This window comes from Rummeliibacillus sp. NPDC094406 (genome assembly GCF_044763875.1).
GTDB lineage: Bacteria > Bacillota > Bacilli > Bacillales_A > Planococcaceae > Rummeliibacillus.
Window position 1 is genome coordinate 22,051 of record NZ_JBIWGZ010000011.1, and the last position, 24,601, is coordinate 46,651.

General features: G+C 34.9%; 19 protein-coding genes, 1 pseudogene and 1 riboswitch. Of the genes and pseudogenes, 6 read left to right on the forward strand and 14 right to left on the reverse strand.

Annotated features, from left to right (window positions below):
• Positions 1 to 20 precede the first annotated feature (20 nt).
• The 5 genes from ACIQ4I_RS19840 to desA form a co-directional block, all read right to left on the reverse strand.
• Positions 21 to 626, reverse strand: a complete 606-nt coding sequence (locus tag ACIQ4I_RS19840) for a response regulator (protein WP_403099309.1) — start codon at positions 624 to 626, stop codon at positions 21 to 23.
• 568 nt (positions 627 to 1,194) lie between these two features.
• Positions 1,195 to 2,556: an adenosylmethionine--8-amino-7-oxononanoate transaminase gene (gene bioA / locus ACIQ4I_RS19845; protein WP_403099312.1), complete on the reverse strand. Its 1,362-nt coding sequence runs from the start codon at positions 2,554 to 2,556 to the stop codon at positions 1,195 to 1,197.
• Positions 2,543 to 3,256 (reverse strand): dethiobiotin synthase, encoded by a 714-nt coding sequence (bioD, locus tag ACIQ4I_RS19850; RefSeq protein ID WP_403099314.1) that lies wholly within the window; start codon positions 3,254 to 3,256, stop codon positions 2,543 to 2,545. Before bioD ends, bioA begins: the two co-directional genes overlap by 14 nt.
• 22 nt (positions 3,257 to 3,278) lie before the next feature.
• Entirely contained in the window at positions 3,279 to 3,821 is a 543-nt protein-coding gene (locus tag ACIQ4I_RS19855) for a biotin transporter BioY (protein WP_403099316.1), read from the reverse strand.
• A 280-nt stretch (positions 3,822 to 4,101) separates the two neighbouring features.
• A complete protein-coding gene (desA, locus tag ACIQ4I_RS19860) occupies positions 4,102 to 5,184 on the reverse strand; it encodes a Delta(5) desaturase DesA (protein WP_403099318.1) in 1,083 nt (360 codons plus the stop codon).
• Positions 5,185 to 5,634: 450 nt separating this feature from the next.
• On the opposite strand from desA, the gene rpoN reads away from it, so the two are divergent.
• On the forward strand, positions 5,635 to 6,930 hold the full coding sequence (gene rpoN / locus ACIQ4I_RS19865; protein WP_403099320.1) for an RNA polymerase factor sigma-54: 1,296 nt from the start codon (positions 5,635 to 5,637) through the stop codon (positions 6,928 to 6,930).
• A gap of 82 nt (positions 6,931 to 7,012) precedes the next feature.
• Here the strand turns inward: rpoN and metH are convergent, their stop codons facing one another.
• The 4 genes from metH to ACIQ4I_RS19885 all read right to left on the reverse strand — a co-directional run bounded on the left by metH (position 7,013) and on the right by ACIQ4I_RS19885 (position 15,107).
• Complete coding sequence (metH, locus tag ACIQ4I_RS19870; RefSeq protein WP_403099322.1) at positions 7,013 to 10,447, reverse strand: methionine synthase; 3,435 nt, start codon at positions 10,445 to 10,447, stop codon at positions 7,013 to 7,015.
• The gene (locus ACIQ4I_RS19875) at positions 10,428 to 12,287 is read right to left on the reverse strand and encodes a bifunctional homocysteine S-methyltransferase/methylenetetrahydrofolate reductase (protein ID WP_403099325.1); all 1,860 of its coding nucleotides are present in this window, start codon (positions 12,285 to 12,287) and stop codon (positions 10,428 to 10,430) included. The genes metH and ACIQ4I_RS19875 overlap by 20 nt, the downstream gene beginning before the upstream one ends.
• Before the next feature lie 234 nt (positions 12,288 to 12,521).
• Positions 12,522 to 12,620, reverse strand: a riboswitch (SAM riboswitch).
• 278 nt (positions 12,621 to 12,898) lie between these two features.
• A complete protein-coding gene (locus ACIQ4I_RS19880; protein WP_403099328.1) occupies positions 12,899 to 13,561 on the reverse strand; it encodes a class A sortase in 663 nt (220 codons plus the stop codon).
• A gap of 157 nt (positions 13,562 to 13,718) precedes the next feature.
• The gene (locus ACIQ4I_RS19885; protein WP_403099330.1) at positions 13,719 to 15,107 is read right to left on the reverse strand and encodes a protoporphyrinogen oxidase; all 1,389 of its coding nucleotides are present in this window, start codon (positions 15,105 to 15,107) and stop codon (positions 13,719 to 13,721) included.
• A gap of 267 nt (positions 15,108 to 15,374) precedes the next feature.
• On the opposite strand from ACIQ4I_RS19885, the gene ACIQ4I_RS19890 reads away from it, so the two are divergent.
• Positions 15,375 to 17,399, forward strand: a complete 2,025-nt coding sequence (locus ACIQ4I_RS19890; RefSeq protein ID WP_403099333.1) for a Na+/H+ antiporter — start codon at positions 15,375 to 15,377, stop codon at positions 17,397 to 17,399.
• Between the two features lie 47 nt (positions 17,400 to 17,446).
• Here the strand turns inward: ACIQ4I_RS19890 and ACIQ4I_RS19895 are convergent, their stop codons facing one another.
• The 4 genes from ACIQ4I_RS19895 to ACIQ4I_RS19910 form a co-directional block, all read right to left on the reverse strand.
• The gene (locus ACIQ4I_RS19895; RefSeq protein WP_403099336.1) at positions 17,447 to 19,363 is read right to left on the reverse strand and encodes an acyltransferase family protein; all 1,917 of its coding nucleotides are present in this window, start codon (positions 19,361 to 19,363) and stop codon (positions 17,447 to 17,449) included.
• A gap of 485 nt (positions 19,364 to 19,848) precedes the next feature.
• Positions 19,849 to 20,787: a nucleoside hydrolase gene (locus ACIQ4I_RS19900; protein WP_403099339.1), complete on the reverse strand. Its 939-nt coding sequence runs from the start codon at positions 20,785 to 20,787 to the stop codon at positions 19,849 to 19,851.
• 289 nt (positions 20,788 to 21,076) lie between these two features.
• Positions 21,077 to 22,240 (reverse strand): endonuclease Q family protein, encoded by a 1,164-nt coding sequence (locus tag ACIQ4I_RS19905; RefSeq protein WP_403099342.1) that lies wholly within the window; start codon positions 22,238 to 22,240, stop codon positions 21,077 to 21,079.
• Positions 22,241 to 22,359: 119 nt separating this feature from the next.
• Positions 22,360 to 22,509, reverse strand: a complete 150-nt coding sequence (locus tag ACIQ4I_RS19910; RefSeq protein ID WP_403099345.1) for a hypothetical protein — start codon at positions 22,507 to 22,509, stop codon at positions 22,360 to 22,362.
• A gap of 129 nt (positions 22,510 to 22,638) precedes the next feature.
• On the opposite strand from ACIQ4I_RS19910, the gene ACIQ4I_RS19915 reads away from it, so the two are divergent.
• From ACIQ4I_RS19915 to cotJC, 3 genes and pseudogenes are all read left to right on the forward strand, one after another.
• Positions 22,639 to 22,863 (forward strand): spore coat associated protein CotJA, encoded by a 225-nt coding sequence (locus ACIQ4I_RS19915; protein ID WP_403099348.1) that lies wholly within the window; start codon positions 22,639 to 22,641, stop codon positions 22,861 to 22,863.
• Positions 22,860 to 23,123 carry a spore coat protein CotJB gene (locus ACIQ4I_RS19920; protein WP_403099349.1) on the forward strand — a complete coding sequence of 88 codons (264 nt, stop codon included), beginning with the start codon at positions 22,860 to 22,862 and terminating at the stop codon, positions 23,121 to 23,123. The genes ACIQ4I_RS19915 and ACIQ4I_RS19920 overlap by 4 nt, the downstream gene beginning before the upstream one ends.
• A gap of 40 nt (positions 23,124 to 23,163) precedes the next feature.
• A pseudogene (gene cotJC / locus ACIQ4I_RS19925) lies at positions 23,164 to 23,394 on the forward strand (spore coat protein CotJC); the annotation flags it as partial.
• 60 nt (positions 23,395 to 23,454) lie between these two features.
• On the opposite strand, the gene ACIQ4I_RS19930 reads toward cotJC, so the two are convergent.
• A complete protein-coding gene (locus tag ACIQ4I_RS19930; protein ID WP_403099352.1) occupies positions 23,455 to 23,604 on the reverse strand; it encodes a hypothetical protein in 150 nt (49 codons plus the stop codon).
• Positions 23,605 to 23,775: 171 nt separating this feature from the next.
• Here ACIQ4I_RS19930 and ACIQ4I_RS19935 point away from each other — a divergent pair, with 171 nt between their 5' ends.
• Positions 23,776 to 24,300 carry a hypothetical protein gene (locus ACIQ4I_RS19935; RefSeq protein WP_403099354.1) on the forward strand — a complete coding sequence of 175 codons (525 nt, stop codon included), beginning with the start codon at positions 23,776 to 23,778 and terminating at the stop codon, positions 24,298 to 24,300.
• Positions 24,301 to 24,601: the final 301 nt, after the last annotated feature.

A 24,601-nucleotide genomic window follows, 5' to 3' on the forward strand; every position in this document is an offset into this window, starting at 1 on the left:
CTAATCCGGATCTTTTTATATTATTTATTCCAACCTTTTTCCTTAAATCTCGCTATCGCTTCAATACGATTACTTACACCTAATTTATCAAAAATAGTAGAGATATAGTTACGAACAGTTCCAGGAGACAAAAACAATTCATTTGCGATTTCTTTCGTCGTTCTTCCTTTTGCCACAAGATCCAATACTTCACTCTCCCGATCTGTTAAAGGATTTTCTGTCTCTTCTTCATAAACAATATCAATAAGCTCAGGTGCATAAATTCTGCGACCATCTATGATGATTCGAATGGCATTGACTAATTCCTCAATAGGACTATCCTTTAACAAATATCCTCTGACACCTGCTTTTCTAGCTCTCTCAAAATACCCCGGTCTTGCAAAGGTTGTTAAAATGATTACCTTACAGTCTTTTTCCTTTAGTTCTTCTGCAGCGTCTAAACCTGTTTTTTCAGGCATTTCAATATCCATAATGGCGATATCCGGTTGATATTGGTCAACAAGCTTTAATGCTTCTACACCATTGTGCCCTACCCCTACAACTTCCATATCATCTTCCATATTAATCAATGATTTCAAAGCACCGAGAAGCATTCCTTGGTCTTCGGCAATAACTATTTTAATCATCTTGTTTCACTTCCTTTGAATATCCAGTCATTTAACTACTATTATAACAAATAAGAAGGAATTAAGTGGCAGTTCAACTGTCTCAAAAAACATTTAACCCCTGCAATTTATTACTTTGCAGGGGTTATAACTTTTAGAAAGTCTATACCTAATTGAATCAATTTCACAAATCCATTTTCGGTTTATACATACGAACATTTCAACACATTATCTTTTCATCTCTACGTTGAGAGAACTGAAAAAGTGGTTAAATACAAATATTAATAGTATTAATATGCTTGCTAAATGATGTGGAATTAGCTTTGATTTCCGCGGGCGAGCGTTGAGCCTCCTCGGAAGCACGTACCGAGCTTCACTGCGGGGTCTCACCTATCTCACTTTCCCGCAGGACATTGAATGAACTTCACTGAATTAACATCGCACGAAGAAAATGCGGATGCATTTTCGAGGACTCTTCGCTATTTCCACATCAACAAAGATAGATATACAAAATTTTTATTAAATGTTTGTATATTTCATATGAACTTTGCATTATATAATTGATTTAATTATTAACAAGAAAAGAAAATTAAATATTTTCTGAGATAGATTGATATATTATTTTAATCGCTTCTTCTAGTTCGCTCTGGCTCATCGCTAATACAGGCATGAATGTTAGTACTTGATCTAATTGACGGATGATAAGCCCTTTTTCACGTGCAGCCAAGACAATGCTATCAAGTTTGTTTTCTTGTGCTTCGAAAATACCTTTTGACTCTTTGTCTTTAACAATCTCAATTCCGATCATTAATCCCCTTTGACGAATATCTCCTACAATTTCTAGATTATATAAGTCTTCTAACTTTTCCTTTACAAATAAAGCATTCGCCTGAACTTTTTCAATTAATGCAGTTTCCTCCATCAATTGAATATTCCTTAATGCTACAGCACAACTTAATTGGTTACCCGTATAAGTGTGACCATGGTAAAACGTTTTATGCTCCGCTTTTTCACCTAAAAAAGCATCAAAAACCTTTTGACTTGTAACAGTTGCTGCAAGAGGCATGTAACCACCTGTAATCCCTTTCCCTACACAAATAATATCAGGGACAACCCCTTCTTGCTCGCAAGCAAACATGGTTCCTGTTCTTCCAAAGCCAACTGCTACCTCATCACAAATAAGAAGAATGTTATATTTTCTACAAAGTTTTTCTACCCCTTTTAAGAAGCCTTCAGGATGGGTAATAATTCCTGCTGCTCCTTGTACTAAAGGTTCCATGATTAAACCAGCTACTTCATCAGCCTTTTCTTGAAGTAAACTTTCTAATTTCTGTAGGCAGAAATTTTTTACAGCTTCTTCGTCTCCATCTTCCGACATTCGATAAGTATGAGGTGATGGTAAAGAAATACGCTTAAATAGTAATGGTTTAAATATCCGGTGATATAAATCCATGCCACCTACACTAACAGATCCAATTGTGTCACCATGATAAGCATCATCTAATGAGATAAATGTACTTTTTCTTTTATATTTCTCTGAATCGATATTTTGCCAATATTGATAAGCCATTTTCAGTGCAATTTCTACAGAAGCAGAGCCTGTATCTGAATAGAATACTTTACATAAGTCTCCTGGTGTAATTTCTGCTAACTTTTTAGCCAATAAGATTGAAGGAACATTAGCAGAACCCAATAAAGTAGAATGTGCAACTTTATGTACTTGATTTGTCAGTGCTTCATTAAGCTCAGGGATATTATGCCCATGAACGTTAACCCAAAGAGATGCATAACCATCTAAATATTTTTTTCCTTCAATATCATATAAATAGCTTCCTTCCCCTTTTTCAATAATAAGTGGTTTCGATTTTTGGTATTGCTTCATTTGAGTAAAAGGATGCCATACATATTCTTTGTCCCAATTTTCAAGGTCTTGATTTTTATATTGTTTCATAAAGAAAAACCTCCTTCATTTTTTCTTTGAATTGTTCTGATTTGATACATTCATCTGAGTATTTTTCTAATTCTTCTTTTACATTTTTGAAATCAGGAATAGTAAAAGTAGGTAGTTTTAGCATTTTTTCAATAGTATGAATATTATCTTGTTGAATTACATTGTCTTTATCGAATTTGTTGAAAATCACTGAATGGATAGGGATTTCATACGTTTGAGCGTATAAATTTGTTGTAATAACATTGTGTATTGAACCAAGTCCGCTTAAACTAACCAGAATAGCAGGTATGTTCAGTTCTTTAATAAAATCCTTAGTCATATAAAAGCTATCCTCTTGCTCTATTAAAGGCACAGCTAATCCTCCAGCTCCCTCTATTAAAACAAGATCATTTGTTTGTTCTAATTCCTTCTTTCTTTGTAGAGCAGCTTCAATTTTCACTTCTTTTGGTTGCATCTTAATAGCTAAATGTGGCGAAGTCTCTGGTTCGAAAACAAAGCATCCAGTATTTTTTACACCAAGTACCGATTCATACCACCCTAAATCAGGATAAGTTTGTGTTTGCTCAATCAGTCCAGTTTGAAAAGGTTTAAATACTGTCGTTTTAATTCCTAGCTTATTTAATGTGAAGTATAAAAAACCAGTAGCAACAGTTTTTCCTATATCTGTTCCAGTTCCAGTGATAAAAAATGATTTCCCCATCTATACAGCTCCTTCTTTTCATTTAAATGAATTTTTTTATTCTTGGACGAACTTTATGTATTATGACGGCACTTATAGCAGCTAAAATAATATCCCCAGGAACGGGTAAATAAAAGCCAAATAATAGTGTTTGATGAATAGACAATGGTTTTTCAACAACCCACTTCATTGCTCCGTAAAGCCAAATACACCCAAAAAAGTACACGATAAGTAGCGTAACTAAATTCGCGCAGAAAATAGAATAAATTTTATTCAAGTTAAACTTTTGAATAAGCCAACCATTTGCAAATGCACCTAATACAAAACCAATCAGATAACCAAATGTCGGTTTGAAAATATAACTAGGACCGCCTCCTTCCGTAAAAACTGGCACTCCCACTAATCCAATTAATACATAGCTTAATTGACTAATGAATCCTATTTTTGGTCCTAATAGTGCACCAGCTAAGTAGACAAATAGAATTTGTAATGTAAAAGGAATATAAGGAATTGGAATTTTAATAAATGCGCCTACTGATGTCAAAGCAGCAAAAAGTGCAGCAAAAGCGATTGTTTTACTTTTCAAAATATCACCTCTCTTCATTTTTTTAATTGTGATTATTGTGTATCATTTCGAATTATATGTCAACCTAAAATGAAAATAGGTTAACTCATTTTGGGTTTTATAAAAAAATAGCATAATAATGATGGATTGTATTGAAAAGATAAGTATCCGTTAATCGGAACAAACAAAAAAACGCACACCACTAATTTCTTAGTAATGTACGTTTTTCTATATTTTATTTAAGATTATCAATAATTTATGACACACTCTAACATAGTATTTTCCCAAGGTAAATTATTTGTTATATTACATTTTTACTAGACTTAGGCTGATTAACTGTCTTTTTGATTGTTTCTATAGATTGTTTTATTTTACCGTCATGTGTTACCACAAGACTTTTAACATCCTTAAATGTAACGAATGTTTTATTTGGTGTATCATATAATTTATAACGTAATGATTCAAAGCTAGTTTTAAGTGTAATGGTTGTTGCTTGTTGCAATGGTGGTGTCATTTTATGTGCTTCTTCTAATTTATAATTAGGTACTCGCGGTGCTAAATGGTGCACATGATGGAAGCCAATATTACCAGTTACCCATTGTAAAACGATCGGCAATTTATAATAAGAACTACCCTCTACAGCAGCTTTTACATAATCCCATTCAGATTCATTTTCAAAGTAAGAATCTTCAAATGTATGCTGAATGAAAAATAACCAAATGCCAAGTGCCCCTGCAACAAACATTGATGTCCCTTGTACAATTAATAATGATTGTACGTTTGTCAATAAGATGACCCCTGCGAAAAGAGCGACAATGATCGCATTGGATAAATACGTATTGAAACGTTCTTTTTTCCTTGCATCTTTGTGATTAAATCTACTAGAAACCAGTACTAAATATAAAGGACCTAAACCAAACATGACAAGTGGATTTCGATAAGCTCTGTAGCAAAAGCGTTGCCATTTTGATGCTTTTACATATTCATCAACCGTCATGACCCAAACGTCGCCGATTCCTCGTTTATCTAAATTGGAACTTGAAGCATGGTGAATCATATGCTCCTTTTTCCATTTTTCGTATGAAAATAATGTAAGAACCCCTGTTATTAAACCAACGATATCATTAGCTTTTTTGTTTTTAAAGAAAGATCCGTGTGTGCAGTCATGGAAAATGATGAATGTACGAACAACAAAACCTGCCGCAATCACACTTAGTCCAACAGCTCCCCATACAGTGTAAGGTAAAATCATATATGCAGCTATCCACAATGCAATCATTGGTGGAATAGTATTCATTATTTGCATTACACTCTTTTTCGTATCAGATGTTGAATATGGTATAACAGCTTTTTTTAGCTGTTTTGTCTTTTCACGATCTGTCAAAAAAATCCCCTCCAGCCTTTGTACTGTGAGTTCATCATACGTCTCTATTTGTATTTGACATAGACATAGATGTCATAATGATAATATGACATCTATCATATACCTGGTACTAATAATAGGTTGCAAAATTATCAATAATATCCTATATATCCCTCGTTTTAAATAATCTACAATCTAATACCCATTGAATTACTATAGCTAAATATCACGTTTCAGTGGGAAGCTTTTAGCACCGAACTGTTTTTTCATTTAATTCTTTAACTATGGTTAGTGAATATCAGTATAAAAAACTACCTTCTCAATCTACTTTAAATGAACCAAATGACAATTACATATTTGAATAAACGAATACTTAAAGTATAATATTTTATACATATACCAGATTTTTTTAACATTTTAGACTAATGATCATGTTTTTGAGGATAAGAGATTAGTTAGGAGGATTTTGTTATGGAACTTATGATGCAACAACGTCAAGAATTAAAACTTTTAATGACAGCTCAACTTCGGCAGTCCATTGAATTACTCCAATATTCAACTGATGATTTAGAACAATTTATCCGGCAACAAGAGTTAGAAAATCCATTAATTGAACTTCAAGACTCTTCAATTACAACACAAGTTGAAAGGCTTCCGTCTTTTAAGAAATTAAAACGTACGGCTCTGCAACCAACAGATATATCAAAACCTATAGAAGAAAATTTTAGAGATCAATTGATGCAAATGGTCAAATTAAATTTCAAAGATGACTCTACAAAGAAATTACTAACATATATGATTCACAATTTAAATGACAATGGATATTTAGAAATGGAAGGAACAGGTTCAAACTATTCTACAGAATGTATTACGAAAGGTATAGAACTCCTTCAACAAATAGGACCTATCGGAATTGGTGCAAGAAATCTTGAAGAATGCCTTTCATTACAAAGTCAATATCGCTATCCTGAATACCCAATGCTAGAAGAAATAATTCAACATTATTTGCCTTTGCTTGCTGAAAAAAAATGGTCGCTCATTGCTAAAAATCTAAAATGTTCCGTTTCACAAGTTGGACAGCTAAGTGAACTCATCCTTACGCTCAATCCAAGACCATGCTCCCTTATGCAAATCGGAAGTACAGAATATTTACGACCTGATATTATTGTAGAAGAACATCAAAATGAACTAATTTTCTATTTAAATGATTACTATCTACCAAGTATTAAATTGAATGAGTATTATTTAACGGTTCCCAACACAAATCGCGACGATCAACAATATATTCATACTCACTACAAAAACTACCAGTGGCTTATGAACAGTATTGAACAACGCCGTAATACAATTATTAAAATAATGCATGTTTTAATGAAAAGGCAATTACCTTTCTTTAGTAAAGGACTATCTGAATTAATTCCCTTAACTTTAAAGGAAGTGGCGGATGAAATCGAGATGCACGAATCTACTGTGAGTCGAGCAACCTCAAATAAATATATTCAAACACCTATTGGTACGTTTGAGTTAAAATCATTATTCACTTCTAAAGTTGCAACAAATGATGGTGGCAATATTTCTCAAGAAAAAGTAAAAACACTATTAAAGCAATTCATCCAAAAAGAAGATAAACTTAAACCCTTTTCAGATCAGAAAATTGCTGAGTATTTTAATACAGAACATGCGATTCAAATCGCCAGAAGAACTATTAGTAAATATCGAGATGAACTTAATATTCCTTCGGCAAGTATGCGTAAACAGTGGAAATGAAAGCGATACCAAATTAATAATGATTTTTTACGAAGAAAAAGAGTGTACCCAAATGAAATTTGGATACGCTCTTTAGGAATGTTTATTCAACATTAAAGTATCTTGCATCTGGGTGCGCAAAGACGATAGCTGAAACTGATGCTTCTGGTGACATCATATAACCATCTGTCAGTTGTACCCCAATATCTTCGGGCTTAATAAGCTTGAATAATTTCTCTTGATCTTCCAAGTTTGGACAAGCTGGGTAGCCAAATGAAAAACGTTGACCTTGATATTTTGCCGCGAATCGATCACGCATTGTAAAATCGGTTGCGTCAGGGAAGCCCCAATGATCACGCATTTCTTGATGTATACGTTCTGCAAAGCCTTCAGCAAGCTCTAAAGCGGTTGCTTGAAGTGCGTGGCTTTCTAAGAACTTCCCTTGTTCTTTCAAGCGAGTCGCTGCTTCACGAACACCATGTCCTGCAGTCACCTGCATGAAGCCCACATAATCCATTTCTCCACTATCCACTGATTTTAAGAAGTCTGCTAAGCATAAAAATGGCTCCTTATTTTGACGAGGGAATGTAAATCGTTCAATCTCCGTTTTTGCGTCACGAGGATCATATATAATGACATCATCTCCATTTGATTGTGCAGGGAAAAATTGATACATTCCAGAAGGGCTCAATATGTCTGATTGCAAAAATTCTGTTACTAATTCGGATAAATGAACAGCGCGTTCATCACCTTTTTCAAGCATTGCTTCATTATAACCTTTTAGACCCAGATGATGTCCAATGAGTGTTCTCATATTTACATATGGTTGTAAATGAGCAACTGAATAGTCTTTGATTACATGTCTTATTAAGTCTTGTGGAACAAATACAGGGCCATCTGCTCGTACAGTTTTCACTGGTTTTGGTGCAACCGCAACCGCCGTTCTTCCAGCGCGTTTCGCTTCTTGAGCTAAACGTTTTTCTTGAGATGCTTGCAATTCATGTATTAAAATTTCTTTTTCATCACTTTGTAATCGGTTAGCCAGTTCAAGGCCTTGCATTGCATCTTTTGCATAAAGTACTGGCCCATCATATTCTACTGCAATTTTCGTGTCGGTAAATTTGCGAGATAATGCTGCACCACCTACTAATATTGGTGTATCAATCTGTGCTTCTTTAAAATCTTGTGCGGTAATCAACATTTGTTGTGCTGATTTTACAAGTAAGCCGGATAAACCTATGATATCTGGCTTTTCAATACGAATGGCATCAATAAGATCTTGAGGTGATACTTTAATTCCTAAGTCGATTACTTTATAGCCATTATTACTTAAAATAATATCAACAAGGTTTTTCCCAATATCATGCACATCACCTTTTACAGTAGCTAGCAACACTTTACCTTTCCCTGTATCATCTTCATTTTTCTCCATAAAGTCTTCAAGGAATGACACTGCAGCCTTCATCACACCTGCAGATTGTAGAACTTCCGCAACTATTAGTTGGTTATCATTGAAAAGCTTACCGACTGTAGCCATACCTTCCATTAAAGGTCCATTAATAATATCTAGTGGTATATCGTACTGCTCTAATGCTACTTGTAAGTCTGGAATTAGTCCCTCTTTTGTACCTTCCACAACATAATAGGCTAATCGTTCGGGGACAGTTTTTGGAATATCAGCTTCTGTCTTTTCTTTCTTTTTATCACGGTAGAAATCTGTAAAATCTGCTAATGTTTGATCTGTTGTATTAAACAATAGATCATTTGCTTGTTTAATTTCATTTTCTGGGATAGAAGCATATCGCTCAATCTTTTCTGTATTTACAATCGCATAATCAAGTCCTGCTAGGGTACAGTTATAAAGATAGACAGCATTTAATACTTCACGTCCTACTGGTGGTAACCCAAAAGAAACATTGCTTACACCAAGAATCGTTAAAGATCTGGGCAATTTTTCTTTAATTAAGCGGATTCCTTCAATGGTTTCTACAGCTGAACCAATATATTGTTCGTCACCTGTTCCAACTGGGAATACAAGTGGATCGAATATGATATCTTCTGGTGCAATCCCCCATTTATGAACAAGTAAATCATATGAGCGCTCTGCAATTTCTAATTTTCGTTTTCGATCTACTGCCATCCCTTTTTCATCAATAGTACCGACAACAATAGATGCTCCGTATTTCTTTACGATTGGAAGAACAGCTTCAAAACGTTCTTCGCCATCTTCAAGGTTAATCGAATTGATAATGGCTTTACCTTGTGAATATTTCAACGCTTCTTCAATAACTTTTTCATCTGTTGAGTCAATGACAAGAGGAACCTTTACTTTCTTCACTACTTCTTGCATGAAGTTTCTCATATCTTCTAGCTCATTACGATCTGGGTTGGCTAGACAAATATCAATAACATGCGCGCCGTTTTTTACTTGTGCACGTGCTATTTCTGAAGCTTCTTCATATTTCCCTTCAACTATTAGACGTTTGAATTTACGTGAACCAATAACATTCGTCCGTTCTCCGACAAATAATGGTCGCATGGAATCATCATAAACTAATGGGTCAATACCAGAAACAACATGACCATGCTCGGAATCTGGCTTTTGACGTGGTTTAAAATCCTTTACCACTTCACGTATTGCTCGAATATGATCAGGAGTTGTGCCACAACATCCTCCTACAAAGTTCAGCCACCCTTTCTCCGCAAAACCAGCAAGCTTTTTAGATAATGATGCGGGTGTTTCGTGATAATGCCCTTCTTCATCCGGTAATCCTGCATTTGGATAACAACTGATATAACTTGTAGCGATTTCTGATAATGAACGTAAGTGGTCTGTCATAAATTCAGGACCTGTTGCACAGTTCAAACCTACCGATAGAGGTTTAATATGCTCAATTGAAATATAGAAAGCTTCAATACCTTGACCAGCAAGTGTAGTCCCCATCGGTTCAATTGTTCCAGAAATCATGACTGGTATTGTTTTATGCAACTCTTCGAAAGCTTGCTTAATACCGAGCGTGCCTGCTTTGACATTTAACATATCTTGGCTCGTTTCAAGTAATAAAACATCCGCGCCTCCTTCTATTAATCCCTTCGCCTGTACATAGAAATCACGCTTTAATTCATCAAAGGTAATGCCACCAGTAACAGATAAAGTTTTCGTAGTTGGTCCGATTGCTCCTGCAACAAAACGCGGCCACTCAGGTGTAGAATATTCACTTGCAACTTTTTTTGCAATTTCAACAGCTTTTTTATTTATTTCCTCTGCTCTACTCCCAAGATTATATTCATTTAAAACAATAGGTGTACCGCCAAATGAATTTGTACTAATGACATCTGAACCTGCTACGAGGTACGCACGGTGAATAGCTTCAACAACATCCGGACGTGTGACATTCAAATATTCATTACATCCCTCATACTCTTCTCCACCAAAATCATCTGCAGTCAAATTTGCATTTTGTAACATTGTCCCCATGGCACCATCTAGCACTAATATATGATTTTCGAGTCGTTCTTCAATGAGATGCTTTGGCATAGTTGGTTTCTTCCTCTCTCTTGTGGTCTAGTTCACGAATATACTCGATCAATTCAATCGACATATCATAACGCATAAATGGCGTGATTAAGTAAATGCCATTGAACAATTCAGCAGCTGTATCGATTAACTCTTTCGCAATAGTTAGACCTTCTGCTTTTGCTGCCTCTTTATCTTCGCCTGTCGCTCGCATACGTTTTAATACATCTTCTGAAAGCTTGATACCCGGTACTTCATGGTGCAAAAATTCAGAATTTCTTAAGCTAGTTAGTGGCATAATGCCGATGAAAATAGGTGTATCTAAATGTTTCGTTGCTTCATAAACTTCAATAATTTTTTCCTTACTATAAACTGGCTGTGTGATAAAGTAGTCTGCTCCAGCTTCTATTTTTTTCTCTAAACGACCTACAGCACGTTCTACTACTCGAACATTTGGATTGAAAGCTGCTGCGACAGAGAAATTCGCTTTTTTTCGTAGTGGTTTTCCTGAAAAGGATATACCTTCATTTAACTTTTTGATGAGTTCCAAAAGTTCCAAGCTTGAAACATCATAGACACTTGTTGCACCTGGAAAATCCCCTACTTTTGTTGGATCACCCGTGACAGCTAAAATATCGTGGATACCCAGCGCGCTTAAGCCCATCAAATGCGATTGTAAGCCAATTAAATTCCGATCACGGCAAGTAATGTGAGCAAGTGGTCGAACATGATGATCTAACTTTAAAATGGCCCCCATTGCCATATTACTTATACGTGGAGAAGCAAGTGAGTTATCCGCCATTGTAACTGCATCAACGCCGGCTTCATATAGAACTTTTGAGCCCTCTATAAATTTCTCAACCTCTAGATGTCTTGGAGTATCTAGCTCTACAATAATAGAGCGCTCTTTTTTTGCCTTTTCATGAAGGGGTTCATAGCTGTTTTTTGCTGCCTCTTTAATCTTGATAACTTCTTTATGTTTGACCACTTTTTGCTGAATTGGTGGTAAATCCGCTAAGCGTTTTTTCACAGCTTCAATGTGCTTTGGTGTCGTACCACAACAACCACCGATTAATCGAACTCCTTGATCTCGCAATAGGACCGCTGAACGGCCAAAGTAGTCTGCTTCTGATTCATAAAAAATTTTCCCATCCTCAACATCTAGTAAACTAGCGTTTGGGTATGCAGAAAGGAATGCCTTTGTTGGGAGTTCAACATCTTCAAAAGCTTGGATTGTGTGGTGAGGACCTAGCCGGCAATTGACGCCAACGATATCTGCACCAATCATTTCTAATTGATGAAGGGCATCATTTAATAGCAAGCCATTTTGTAAAATACCTGGTTCATGCATAGATACTTGAGAAATAATCGGTATATCCGTTATTTTACGTAAATGCTTCACAGCTGCAGTTAATTCTTCAAAGTCATAATAGGTCTCTAGCAACAGACCGTCTGGATCACCAGCGAGCAAGTATCCTGCCTGCTCATCCAATGACTGAATGATTTCTTCTAATGTCGCATCACTTTTACGTACTCCGCGAATGCCTCCAATAGTTCCTAGTACAAACTGTCCCTCTTTTGAAGCAACTTTTTTAGCAATTTGAATGGCACTTTCGTTTAATACCTTTGCCGAATTTTCTAAACCATACCGCTCAAGCTTGATGGCATTCGCAGTATAAGTATTTGTTTGAATAATATCTGCTCCAGCATCAATGTATTGTTGATGTATATTTTCGATAACTTCAGGCTTTTTGACATTTAACTCCTCATAGCAATAATCAATTCCATACGAATATAATAATGTCCCCATTGCACCATCAGCTGTTAATACTTGCGATTGAAGTTTTTCTAAAAATCCCATACAGTCCATCCTTTCTATTTCTAAGTAGCCCGATTCGGTTAAAAATAAATGCTATTTAATAATACTGTTGGTATTCCATCCGTTTTGCTACAGGCAGACGCTTTCCGCTGGAATCGCCGCCTTTCGCTCATGTAAGATGCATTAAAAAAACCAACAATAGCCTATAACATAGTCAAATAAAAAACCCTTCTTACAAAAAAAATAAGAAGGGTTTCGTTTCATGATATATGTTCCTTCTTATCTACAGGATTACTCCTCTGGAATTAGCACCTGACCATTCGGCTGGTTGCTGAAGCGTCATCGGGCCAGTCCCTCGGCTTCTCTTGATAAGAATCACTATTAAATTGTTAGAATAATTAAAAGAATCATACTCCTTTACAGAGTTTGCGTCAAGCCAATATAAGAAAATAGTTTGAAAACTTTTTCAATAAAATCTTATAATCAAAACAAAAAACGAAATTCATATGAATTTCGTTTTTTTATTATTAGGCTCTATTTATCTTTTTTGAAGTACCATGGCATAGGCTCCTGCGGGAAAGCGAGGCCGCTTTCACGTTTATCAACAGAGTAATTCAACTTAACATAGGCTATTATTAAAATGAGTTCTAAAATTATTTACTTATCTTAAAATAGTTTTTGTTGTCTGAATAGGGGAGTTTTTTAATGAACATTCCACGAACAATCATGCGTTTCTCACCATTATAGTTGCAAGTTACAAGTGTAATTAGCTTTTCATCTGCTTGGTCTTGAATTACTTCAACTTGTGTTGGCTTAACGATAAACATATCTGAAATTTTATATTCATATATATTTTTGAAATCCGTTATATATATCTTCATACCTTTTTTTGCTCTTGTTAATGGGCTGAACAGTGTTTTATCGTTGTTCATATTATGTCCTGCTAAAGCGTAGTTACCCTGCCCCATCGTTTGATCTGCTTTCATCGTTCCTGCACCGATTGTTAAGTTTACATTTGAAATACCATAGACAATCGGAAGTTGCATAGTAATATCTGGTACACTTATTGCACCAATTGCATGGACATCTTTCTTTTTGGTTTGTGCATTGATCACATCTTGTAAACTAATATTCTTCACTTCATTAAAATCGAAAGTTGTATCAGTGGCTACTTTGGCTTTTTCAATACTAGACTTTTGAATGGTTTCATCAGACATATTGGCAACAAGATAGCCCATTATTGGTTTTTGAAAAATTAATACGAGTCCAGCAAATAGAAATAAAATACCTAGTACTAGACTTAATTTTCTCATCATCTTATTAACCTCTTTCATATTCTCTTGTCTTCTCATATTACATAGCTACAACTGTTTTTACAAATTTAAAACCAAGAGAAGCAGATTCCCCCTCTTGGTTAATTAGATTTTTCATTATGAAATTGATTCAGATTGCGCAAGTATTAATAATTCAGCACTATTTTAGTTGCTTTATAATTTTCTCTGCTGTATCTTGACCATTTTGAATACAGTTACCAATACCAACGCCATAGTATGAGCAACCTGCTAAAATAAGATTTGGATACTTTTCCTCTAGTTGTTGATTTAGAGATTTTACTATATCAGCATGTCCCATGCCATAGACCGGCATCAAGTCATTCCATTTGGTTATATTAACAGTAGCTGGTTCCCCATCTACATTCAATGATTTTTTTATATCATCTAATGCGATTGCTGTTAACTCTTCTTCGCTTAGTTTCTGTAACTCATTAAACAATGGATTTGCATTCTTATAGAACATGCGCACCAGTAAATTACCTGATTTAGATGTATGTTTCCATTTCCGACTCGTCCATGTGCAAGCATTACATTTCACATCACTATTTTCAGAAACAATATAGCCTGTGCCATCTGCTGGTAAGTTTTCATCAGGTATATTAAATCCTACATAGATGGTAATAATAGATGCGTTATGAATTGTATTTAGTTCTTCTTCGACTGCTTCGTCTTCTAAAATGTTACTCGTCACAGCATGAGGAGTTGATAGCACAACAAAATCAGCTGTAATATCTTCATGGTTATCAAATGAGCAAATGAATTGATCGCCCTGCTTTGCTACATTTGTTGTTGCTACACCTTTAATAATCTCTACATCTGTCAATGTTTCTTCTAAACGATCAATTAGTTGCGATAAGCCATTTCTAAAAGAAATGAATTTTTTATCTGCTGATTTTTGGAATTGCTTTCGATTGGCTCCGAAACCTTTAATAATACTGCCATATTGTTCTTTATAATCAAGTAAATATGGTAATGTAGACGCCATCGTTAATTTGTATAGATCACCTGAATAAACACCTGATAGCACAGGGGCAATTTGTTTTTCAACTATCTCTTTGCCTAAGAAATATTCAAGAAAATCACCTATCGAACTTTCTTTAGTAAAGTGGTCATTTGGTAAGTCTAAATCTTTTAATGCTTCTTGTTTTCCTTGCGATGATACAAGTGTACTGCTATTTAGTGATTCAATACTTGTTGGAATACCAAATACGCTATCTACTGGAATCGCATGCAACGTATTATTTGTATATATATAAGAAATGCCTGTACCGTTGTAAACTAGGTCATCTTCTAGGCCTAACTCTTGAACGAGTGGCATAACACTTTTATGTCGTGCCACAATCGAATCAGCTCCTGTTTCCAGGATAAATCCGCTTTCGTATGCTGAGTGGATTTTACCACCGAGAAATTCATTTTTTTCAACTAGTACAAGTTGTATATCTAAATTTTTTCCATTTTTTTGTTTTTGTAAATAGTGCATGGTGCAAAGGCCTGTAATACCTCCACCAATCACAACAACTGTTTTCAAGTTGCTCATCTCCTTCGTTATTACGAACAATAGGTTTTTGTCATGTTCTAGTATAAACTTTCAAAGAAATGGATGTCATGATTTTGGTCACATCTGTTATTAGAATCCACGCAATTTATTTAATTATAGTAACAACTTCGTCAAATTTACTGTATTGCCCTTAAATAAGGAGCTATTATTTGTAGAAATTATTTTGATATCTTATTATTTTTCTTATATAAAGGTAAAACATTCTATTTTACTCTAATTGATGGTGAGGATGATGTTATGGATTTATTGATGATTGTTTTATTGTTAATAGGTTGTTTACTTTTTTCAAATATTATAAGTCACTACATACCTTCAATTCCGACAGCTCTGATTCAAATTGCCTTAGGAATTATTATTGCACTTGTATTTAGTGATGTTTCTTTAGAACTCGAAACAGAATGGTTCCTATTATTATTTGTAGCACCTCTTTTATATAATGATGGGCGAAATTTCCCACGCGATGAGTTATGGAATATGCGAATGCCTATTTTAGGAAACGCCATTATTTTAGTACTTATTACCACGTTAGCTGGTGGCTATTTTATCCATTGGTTAATTCCTTCTATACCCTTAGCTGCTGCATTTGCACTAGCTGCCATTCTTTCTCCAACTGACCCAGTAGCAGTAAATGGAATAGCAAAACGTATTAAAATCCCTGAGAAAATTTTAAATGTTGTTCGTGGGGAATCGCTAATCAATGATGCATCTGGTCTTGTTGCATTCAAATATGCAGTTGCTACTGTAGTCACTGGATATTTCTCTATTAAAGAGGCATTATTGAATTTCTCATATACTTTTATTGTTGGTGCCATTTTAGGTTTAGTTGTTGGTACTATTTTAACCCAAATTCGTTTTTCTTTAAGAAGAACTGGTATTCGTGATGTTGTGTTTCATACGCTTTTACAATTATTAACACCTTTTATCGTCTATTTAGTAGCAGAAGATATTTTCCATGCTTCAGGTGTTATAGCTGTCGTGGTTGCTGGTATTGCACAAGCATTAGTAAAAGACAAAACAGAGACTGTTTTAGCGGAAGAGCAATTACTTACTGAAAATACATGGTCAATTGTTTTATTTATCCTAAACGGGGTTGTGTTCTTATTACTTGGTTTGAATATTCCATCAACAATGAAAGAATCGATTGAAAACACAAGTATTAATAATTGGAAGCTAATGGGGTATGCAATTGCAATTGGCATTGTCATATTGGGTATACGTTTTGTTTGGTCACACCTTACTGCTATGTATGAATTTAAAAATAACCGAGATGAAAAACCTACATTAAAGACGAGCTTACTGAGCAGTTTAACAGGGGTACGTGGTGCAGTAACAATGGCCGGTGTATTGTCATTACCACTTATTACAGATAGCGGGGATGTATTCCCAGAACGTTCACTGATACTATTTTTAGCTTCTGCTGTGATCTTATTCACATTAATCGTTGCAACCATTTTCCTTCCTTTACTAATTGATTCAGACGAATTAAGAGAAGAAAACGACGAACAGTTAAATTTCGACGAAGCAAAAAAGCAAATTTTACTTGCTTCTATTAAACAAATTCACCGTGAAATGAATGATGAAAATCGAAATGTCTCTTATCAGTTAATTGGTGAATATCAGCAGATGTTCCGTCAAATTCAGTTAGATGGCAATGCCGCAAAAGCTGGAGAACCAGAACATCAGAATGAAATTACAAATGTACGTTTAAAAGCACTCGAAATTGAAGAACAATATATAAAGGAATTATATGATGGTCATCATTTAGATGCAGATATGTATGTTGCCTTTCAAAGTACCTTCTCAGAAAGAAAACGCGTTATTCAGCACAATATGCAAAAAGGATTTACGTATATATTCTATAGATTTCTACGTGAATGGCGAATTGCTCGAAAAAAATATCATCTCGATAAAGAACAATTTGTCTCTTATGTCCGGATGAAACAAGAGGTACGAAAAAATGCATTCAAGCAGGCTCTAACATTTTTAAAGGAGCAAGCACAGATTGCTCAATATCCTGACATTTATTATATGATCTCCTTTGAATATGAAAGAGCACTTGATCAAATAAGAAAGCCAGTTACAACCGATTCTAGTAGACAAGAAGAATTAAAAGATGAATTACGTGCAGTCATCACAGAAACAGAACGGGCAGAAATTCATAAGATGTACGAAGCTGGTGAGATTAATCGGGAACAAGAAAGAGATTTGCGAAGATTTGTCAACTATATCGAAAGTGTAAACTTATACGAACACGTAGAATAACAAAAAGCATGCAGGAATTATTGATTCATTTCCTGCATGCTTTTTCTTTATTTTTCACCTTTTGCAATTTCACTACTAATTAATGCTGTATAATAAGCTCCACCTTCTTGATTTGGATGAATATGATCATCATAGAACAAATCATACTTTCCCTCTGTCGCACGATACCAATCAATTAGTTTCACGTTTTTATGATCTTTTACAGCAATGTTGATTTTGCGGTTCACATTATCTTGCCAGTTACGTGGAACGCGTGTATTTACAAGATAAATGTGATGGTTATTACCAATTGCATCCAATAAATTATTCATTTGAGCTTCACTGAAATCTCCATTGGAACCTAAGCCTAAAACAACAACTTTTCCTAATCTGCCTTCCTGTTTTAAGCGATTTACAACTTCTATTGAATCATATGCTTGGCGTCCAACTTTTGCATCCACCACTATTTGTGGAATTTGTTCTTTCAATGCAGTTGCTGCACTCAGCATAACAGAATCACCAATTGCTGTCACACTAATGGATGATGGTACTTCCATTGCCGCGATTTTCTTACTATTTGTCTCTTGTTTAGCTTCTACTTCAACTGTTGATTTTTTTTGATTTACTTCTGTTTTCTCTTTAGCAACATCTTTTTGAGTAATTGTTTTTTCTATGTTATGTGGTTTTTCTGTTTTTACTTCCTCTAACTTTTTCTGTTCTTCTTTTAAATGTTGTTCTAATGCTTCGTTATTTGTTTGCTTCTGTTCTGGAGTAAAAATCATCCCCATCACAAAAACAATAATAATACATCCTAAAAATGCTGAACCAATTCGATATGGTAATGTCCATTCTTTCCAATTTAAAGACCATTCATGAGTTTGAAACTTATGTATCCATATTTTCCATTCACCTTTACGAACAGGATCTTCCACAAAGCGCCAAGAAAGTTCAGCAAATAAAAGTGTTAGTGCAATAATTAAAAGCACTTTCCAAAGTGGTACATCTACGCCTTCTATTCCAACCCCCATCAAAACAACTAATGGGAAATGCCAAATATAAATACCATATGATCGAACCCCAACCCATATTAATGGTTTAAAACTCAATACATCCCCAACATGACTCGCTGGGTGTACAATTGTTGCGATTAATACTGCTGTTACAATAGATGCTAAAAACATACCACCGTAGTATAAAAATGGCCCTTCTTCATGCATGAAAAAGAACATCAAAAGAAGAACAAAGAAACTAACTAATCCCGTAACATCTAATAATTTTTTCGCTCCATCTGTTACATTTGCCTTTAGTTTTCTACTTGGCCAAATAAATGCTAAGGTAGCCCCTATTAATAGAGAAAATGCTCTAGTATCAGTACCGTAGTAAACACGACTTGGGTCTTCACCTGGAGTAAACATAATTGCCATTGCAATAGCTGATACCAATGCTACCACCAGAGTACCCAACGCCATTTTTTCTTTATATCGAACAAAGCTCAAAGAAATGATTATGACAAGTGGCCAAATTATATAAAACTGTTCCTCTACCGCTAGTGACCACATATGTTGAAGAGGAGATGGAGGTGAAAACTTCGTAAAATACGAATGATCTTGCAAAACATAAAACCAGTTACTAACATAAAATATCGCTGCTAGTATCTCTGAACGTAATCCAACTAAAAATGATCGTTGAAATAACGTAATCCAAAATCCCACTAAAATCAGCATGATGATTAAAGCTGGGACTAACCTTCTAAATCTACGTATCCAGAAATTCTTTAAATTGATTGTTCCGTATTTTTCCCATTCATTCACTAATAAATCAGTGATTAAGTAGCCTGATAACACAAAAAAAATGGTAACACCCAAATATCCTCCCACAATTCCACTTACATGAAGGTGGTATAAAATAACTGCTATTACCGATATCGCTCTCAGACCGTCTAAACCACTAATGTATCTGTGATTTTTCCTTACCGGTTCTGGCATGAACGTACCTCCTACCTACAAATCAATCCTCACAATATAGCTTCATTAACTAGACGCTAAAAACTCTAATTTAGTTTTAAAAATCTTTTATTAAATTATTAACAGATTAAAAAGACAAAATCTCGATATTTGCTGCGCTATGTAACTTATATTGTATATCCTTTTACCCTCTTAAGTAAAAAAACATAGGCTATTTTTGACAAGGTTCGCCAAATGACCTACATAAAGTATTGTGCAATAATTACGTAGTAATCTCAATGTACCAAAAGATTTATATACAAAAAAATATATGTGAAATTTTATCTATTCTCTATTACTTTTTGTGCCCCAAACTATTTTAGAATGTCGAATTTAAAAAGTCGAGAACAATTAAATGATTGTTCTCGACTAAAAAATATTCTAACACAATGATGAACGAGATTTTAGTATACCATTCGGATAATATGTTTGAAATTCCGCTTATTTACTAGCAGAATTTCTATACTTTACTCTTGTCTAGCAAGATCTACTATATAGTCAAAGAGAGTTTCTCTCTCTACATCATATATAAGATTAACTGTTCGACCGTTAGAAATAGTCTCTGTCCGCCCTTGATTTGGTCCATCAATATGAACAATACTTGGAACTTCTTTTCGCTTAACCAATTTCGTATCAAAAACAGTAAGTGTTGTTAATACCTCTCCCAAAAAGTAGGTTGAGCTCTCATTATTCCGCAATAGTTTTGGGATTATAGCATAACATTGCCCTAAAAATTCGATACCAAAATCTTGACGATTTTTTGCCCAGGAAGCTCTTATTTCTGTTGTTAATGGAACTTTATTGATACTTTCTAGTGCTACCAAATCTATTTCTATAGAAGATTCCCAAACCCTTGCAGTAGCATCTGGATCCCAAAAAGCATTCCATTCTGCAGTCCCATTATGTCGTGTTTCCTCTACATTCCCTTTATCTGAAAATGTCCCACCCATCCATATCAGCTTTTCAATTTTCTCCTCGATATCAGGTGCTTCGTCCAACGCTCTTGCTAAATCCGATAATGGCCCTGTAAATATAAGCGTTATTTTCTCCTGACTATTTCTTAAGTTATCTACTAAATGAAGATGAGCCGGTCTTTCAATGATCATTGGTTTCGTAATATCAAATTCATTTAATATTGGCAATGCATCTACATAAAATACATCTACATGCCAATCTTTTGGAAATGGATTTTTTCCTTTTGAATTGGACTTTGCCACTTCTACCGTGATTCCGTGACCGAAACGATTGATAATCTTTTCAGTTGCAAACAGGGCAGACTCTATATAAGGATTAGCTGGAATTACACCAACTCCTACTAACTCTACATCCTCCATTTGCAATAATAAAAACAGTGAAATTAAATCATCTACACCACCATCATGATTCAAATAAACCTTCTTCGACATATCAATCACCTCACCTATCATTAATAGTTACTGCTCATCTATAATGCTACCAAATATTATTAATATTTTCCATTTTTATTCTATATCATTTTAACTTTGAATTATTCCCTGAATTTTCAATAGAACTATATTGAGCCATGGGCACTAATCATCGGCACTTTCTTACTTCCATGGCATATGTCAATGTTACTTGCTACTGTGGTTCTTTTAGGTATTTGTTGTATTTATTTTGCACTTTATATAAAAAAAGAAAAGGAATGTCGTCTTTAGCAACATTCCTTTGGTTACCCTACTCTGATTTTATTTTCCCATACGTTCCTCCACCACCGACCGATAACGAAAGTCTACCATTTCTCCCCTTATCAATTAATTCTGCAATTTTTAATGGGACGACCTTTTCTAAATCTTCTTTACTTACCTCATGAAGAATAGCCATTTCCGTTCCAAAACTAATAAGCAATTTTTCCATTGTTTTCTTACCAATGCCAGGAATAAAATCTAAAGGGATTTGGTGAATATAAGGTGGACGATCACGCAAAGTTTCATCTGTGTCCGTTAATTCTTTAATCCGTACTGCTACTCCCTTTACAAGATGTTTCCCCCCACAATTCGGACAAGGGACTTCTGTAGTTCGATAGCCACAATCAGAACATGCTGTTTCATGGTATTTCCCCAAAAGAGGATTAAGACCATAATTTGCAATAATTTCTCGCCCATCTTCTTCTTTCAATGCTTTTTGAAATTCATCGAAAGTTGGTTCTTGCATACGAATCTTTTGATACTCACGTGCCATTTTGCCAAGAGAATGTGCATCTGAATTTGTGACAAACGTATAATTTGCTAGTTCACTAATGCCCTTTACCATACCTGTGTCCGAGCTCAGTCCTAATTCAATTGCATCGATTTGATTCATATCAAAAACCTCAGCAAGGCTCTTTTTTACGCCTTTACCATACGCACTTTTGAAAGGCGTAAAGACATGTGCCGGGATAAATAAACCGCCTAGTTCATGGACCGTATTTTGCAAAGTAACCGCATCACACGCGATACGCTGCGTGCTCAAGTTAATATTCGTAACATTATGCTGCATCCATGTAGAAAACTCTCGCATTACCTGCCACGATTTGAAAAATGCAAGCACGTGTAGTGGACCTAAGCAATTTTCATCGTTTACTTCAATTTCTACACCTGGAATAAGCGTCGTATCTTGATAGCATAAACCACCACCAGCTAGTTCTACCAATTTATTTCCTTTTATTAGCACCGCCATTTCTTCTAATACTTCTGGGGAATGACAATCAATAACTCCAACAATATCTAGACCTTTTTTCATTGTTGCAGTATGCAGAATATTTTCAAGTGTTAGTGATTTACTCCCGGTAATCTTCACTGGTTTTCCTTTCCATGTACGGCCAATATGGATATGTAGATCTGCATAAAATTCCGATAACATATGAATCACATCCTTTAGAATTGTAATACCTTTGCAATTAGCAAAACTTCATTTACATTAAAACTGACGAACCTACTCCACATTTAAAAAACCTTGCATTCCTGCAAGGTTAGATACTTTTATAACGAATTCATTTCACTAATCCCAGGTTGATCACCTTTAAAAGAACCTGCCTCATAAGCAACCAGCGTATAACCAAATTCTTCTTCCAAGTCTTTTAACTCTCTTATCTTTTCATCATCAAGTGATGCATATTTGTTTTCTTCCATTTATCATCCATCCTTTCTTTCAGAATTAGTTTATCCATGAGAAGTCGAATTATGTAAAAAAGAATGAATGAAGCTATTATTGACTTCATATAGTTGAAATGATGCAAAAACTACGGGAAGGAGGTTTATATGTTTACACAATTCAAATATTGGGAGCCTTATGTTAGTCCCTTTGATCCTTGTAAACCCATACGCGTGAAAAGCTTCTCAACTCCACCACAACTCTATATTCCATTCCAACCACCTGGATTACCACAATATCCAACTGCAAAACAAGCGTTACATTGTGGCACACTTTGGCCAGACCTGTTCAGCCCTTATCCTAATCCACAAACAAAGGAGAATTTAAAATGACAAAGAAAATGCCTCCTGAGTTTTATACGATGCTTGAGGAAATTCAAGCAAATGATTTCGTGATTCTTGAATTAAATCTTTACTTAGACACCCATCCACATGATTATGCAGCTATTCAACAATTTAATGAGGCTTCACTTAAAAGCATGGAAATGAAAATAGAATTTGAGAAACAATTTGGTCCTCTTATGCATTTTGGTAAAAGTTTTTCTGGATATCCTTGGAATTGGAAGGACACCCCTTGGCCTTGGCAGGTTTAAAAGCTTTTTGATGCGAATGATTGATAGGAGGAATTAGTGCATGTGGTATTACGAAAAGAAGCTGCAATATCCCGTAAAGGTAAGGGAGTGTAATCCTCGATTAGCTAAATTTTTGATTGAACAATATGGTGGTGCAGATGGTGAATTAGCAGCTGCACTCAGATACTTAAATCAACGCTATACAATTCCAGATAAGGTGATTGGCCTCTTAAATGACATTGGTACAGAAGAATTTGCCCATCTTGAGATGATTGCAACAATGGTGTATAAACAAAACAATTATATTATGCAATTAAAAAAATCCAAAAAAATAGAAGGCTCTTCGCCTTCCTTAACCTGTAATGTATTTACTTTCTAATAGCCTTTTTATAAGCTGTTCTATGTCTAACTTCCCCCATTCTCTAACCTTCCCTACTCCTTCTTTTTCACTTTCTCTAGTAATCTTTTTCCCAACAGTGTACTGTCTTAGATAACCATTCAAAGCGATCTCCCCTTTAATTAATCCTATGAAGGATAATGTTTGTCCTAGCACCCTAGAATTCGTTCTATGTAGGGAATAAGTTGCGAACTTTTTAGGGTTATTGATAGTGATTGAGAGAATAAAACAACTATGTTAAGGGGAGAATAGAGAAAAATATTTGAGGTGATAAAAATGAAAAAAGTCATGACTATAATTGGTTTACTATTTCTGATTTTATCTTTTAATAGTCAATCAATTAGTGCAGAAACACCGCCAAAACTAACTTCTGAATGTATTGAAAAAGGTAAGGAAAGAGATAAAGAATTTAATAAAAGGATTATGGAAGACATAATTTCAAGTTTTAAATTAGATATTGATAAAAGTGGTTATGCCGAATTTTCAAATGATGATTTATTGAATGCTAATTTGATGTATGGTGGAAAAGTTGATGATACTTACTATAATTCATTAAACCAATTATTTGAAAACATCGGGAGTACAGTAGGTCATCCTAGAGTGTATATAAGACCTCAGAATGGTTACTTTCTATATAAAGAAACAGATAATACAAATGTTATGGTTAAACTAAAATTAGAGAATGAAAAATGGGTGGTTGTAGAAGAGAAAAAGAAAAGCGGAAAACAAATTGAATATAATAAGTTAAAATGTGAAGAAGAGTATTTAAAGAAACGTAACAAGTATCACAATATTAAATAAGGCTATGGTGTACTTGCCCTCCGCTCCGCTACGGTCAAGGTACACAGGTCACTCACTACGTTCGTGCCCTAATTGTTTTATCTTTAGAGACTAAAATAGCCTTTATCATTAGGGGAGCGTAGCGACCCTGTTAATAATTATAGTTGTGTATCCACGTAGCAAAGCGGAGGGGATACACACTAATTTTAACCTATTAGTATTATTCATCTAAGAATAAAGAGTCTATGTAAATAAGAGAAACCTAGAACTCCTTGTGGCTCTAGGTCTAACAGGTGTTTTTGTTTTGTTTAATTGGGTCGGT

Bases quoted from the DNA above. Each gene is read 5' to 3' on its own strand.
- ACIQ4I_RS19935 (WP_403099354.1), top strand. From the start codon at position 23,776: ATGAAAAAAGTCATGACTATAATTGGTTTACTATTTCTGATTTTATCT.
- metH (WP_403099322.1), bottom strand. From the start codon at position 10,447: ATGCCAAAGCATCTCATTGAAGAACGACTCGAAAATCATATATTAGTG.
- ACIQ4I_RS19910 (WP_403099345.1), bottom strand. From the start codon at position 22,509: ATGGAAGAAAACAAATATGCATCACTTGATGATGAAAAGATAAGAGAG.
- ACIQ4I_RS19840 (WP_403099309.1), bottom strand. From the start codon at position 626: ATGATTAAAATAGTTATTGCCGAAGACCAAGGAATGCTTCTCGGTGCT.
- ACIQ4I_RS19880 (WP_403099328.1), bottom strand. From the start codon at position 13,561: ATGATGAGAAAATTAAGTCTAGTACTAGGTATTTTATTTCTATTTGCT.
- ACIQ4I_RS19915 (WP_403099348.1), top strand. From the start codon at position 22,639: ATGTTTACACAATTCAAATATTGGGAGCCTTATGTTAGTCCCTTTGAT.
- rpoN (WP_403099320.1), top strand. From the start codon at position 5,635: ATGGAACTTATGATGCAACAACGTCAAGAATTAAAACTTTTAATGACA.
- ACIQ4I_RS19920 (WP_403099349.1), top strand. From the start codon at position 22,860: ATGACAAAGAAAATGCCTCCTGAGTTTTATACGATGCTTGAGGAAATT.
- bioD (WP_403099314.1), bottom strand. From the start codon at position 3,256: ATGGGGAAATCATTTTTTATCACTGGAACTGGAACAGATATAGGAAAA.
- ACIQ4I_RS19890 (WP_403099333.1), top strand. From the start codon at position 15,375: ATGGATTTATTGATGATTGTTTTATTGTTAATAGGTTGTTTACTTTTT.
- ACIQ4I_RS19875 (WP_403099325.1), bottom strand. From the start codon at position 12,287: ATGGGATTTTTAGAAAAACTTCAATCGCAAGTATTAACAGCTGATGGT.
- ACIQ4I_RS19895 (WP_403099336.1), bottom strand. From the start codon at position 19,363: ATGCCAGAACCGGTAAGGAAAAATCACAGATACATTAGTGGTTTAGAC.
- bioA (WP_403099312.1), bottom strand. From the start codon at position 2,556: ATGAAACAATATAAAAATCAAGACCTTGAAAATTGGGACAAAGAATAT.
- ACIQ4I_RS19900 (WP_403099339.1), bottom strand. From the start codon at position 20,787: ATGTCGAAGAAGGTTTATTTGAATCATGATGGTGGTGTAGATGATTTA.
- ACIQ4I_RS19905 (WP_403099342.1), bottom strand. From the start codon at position 22,240: ATGTTATCGGAATTTTATGCAGATCTACATATCCATATTGGCCGTACA.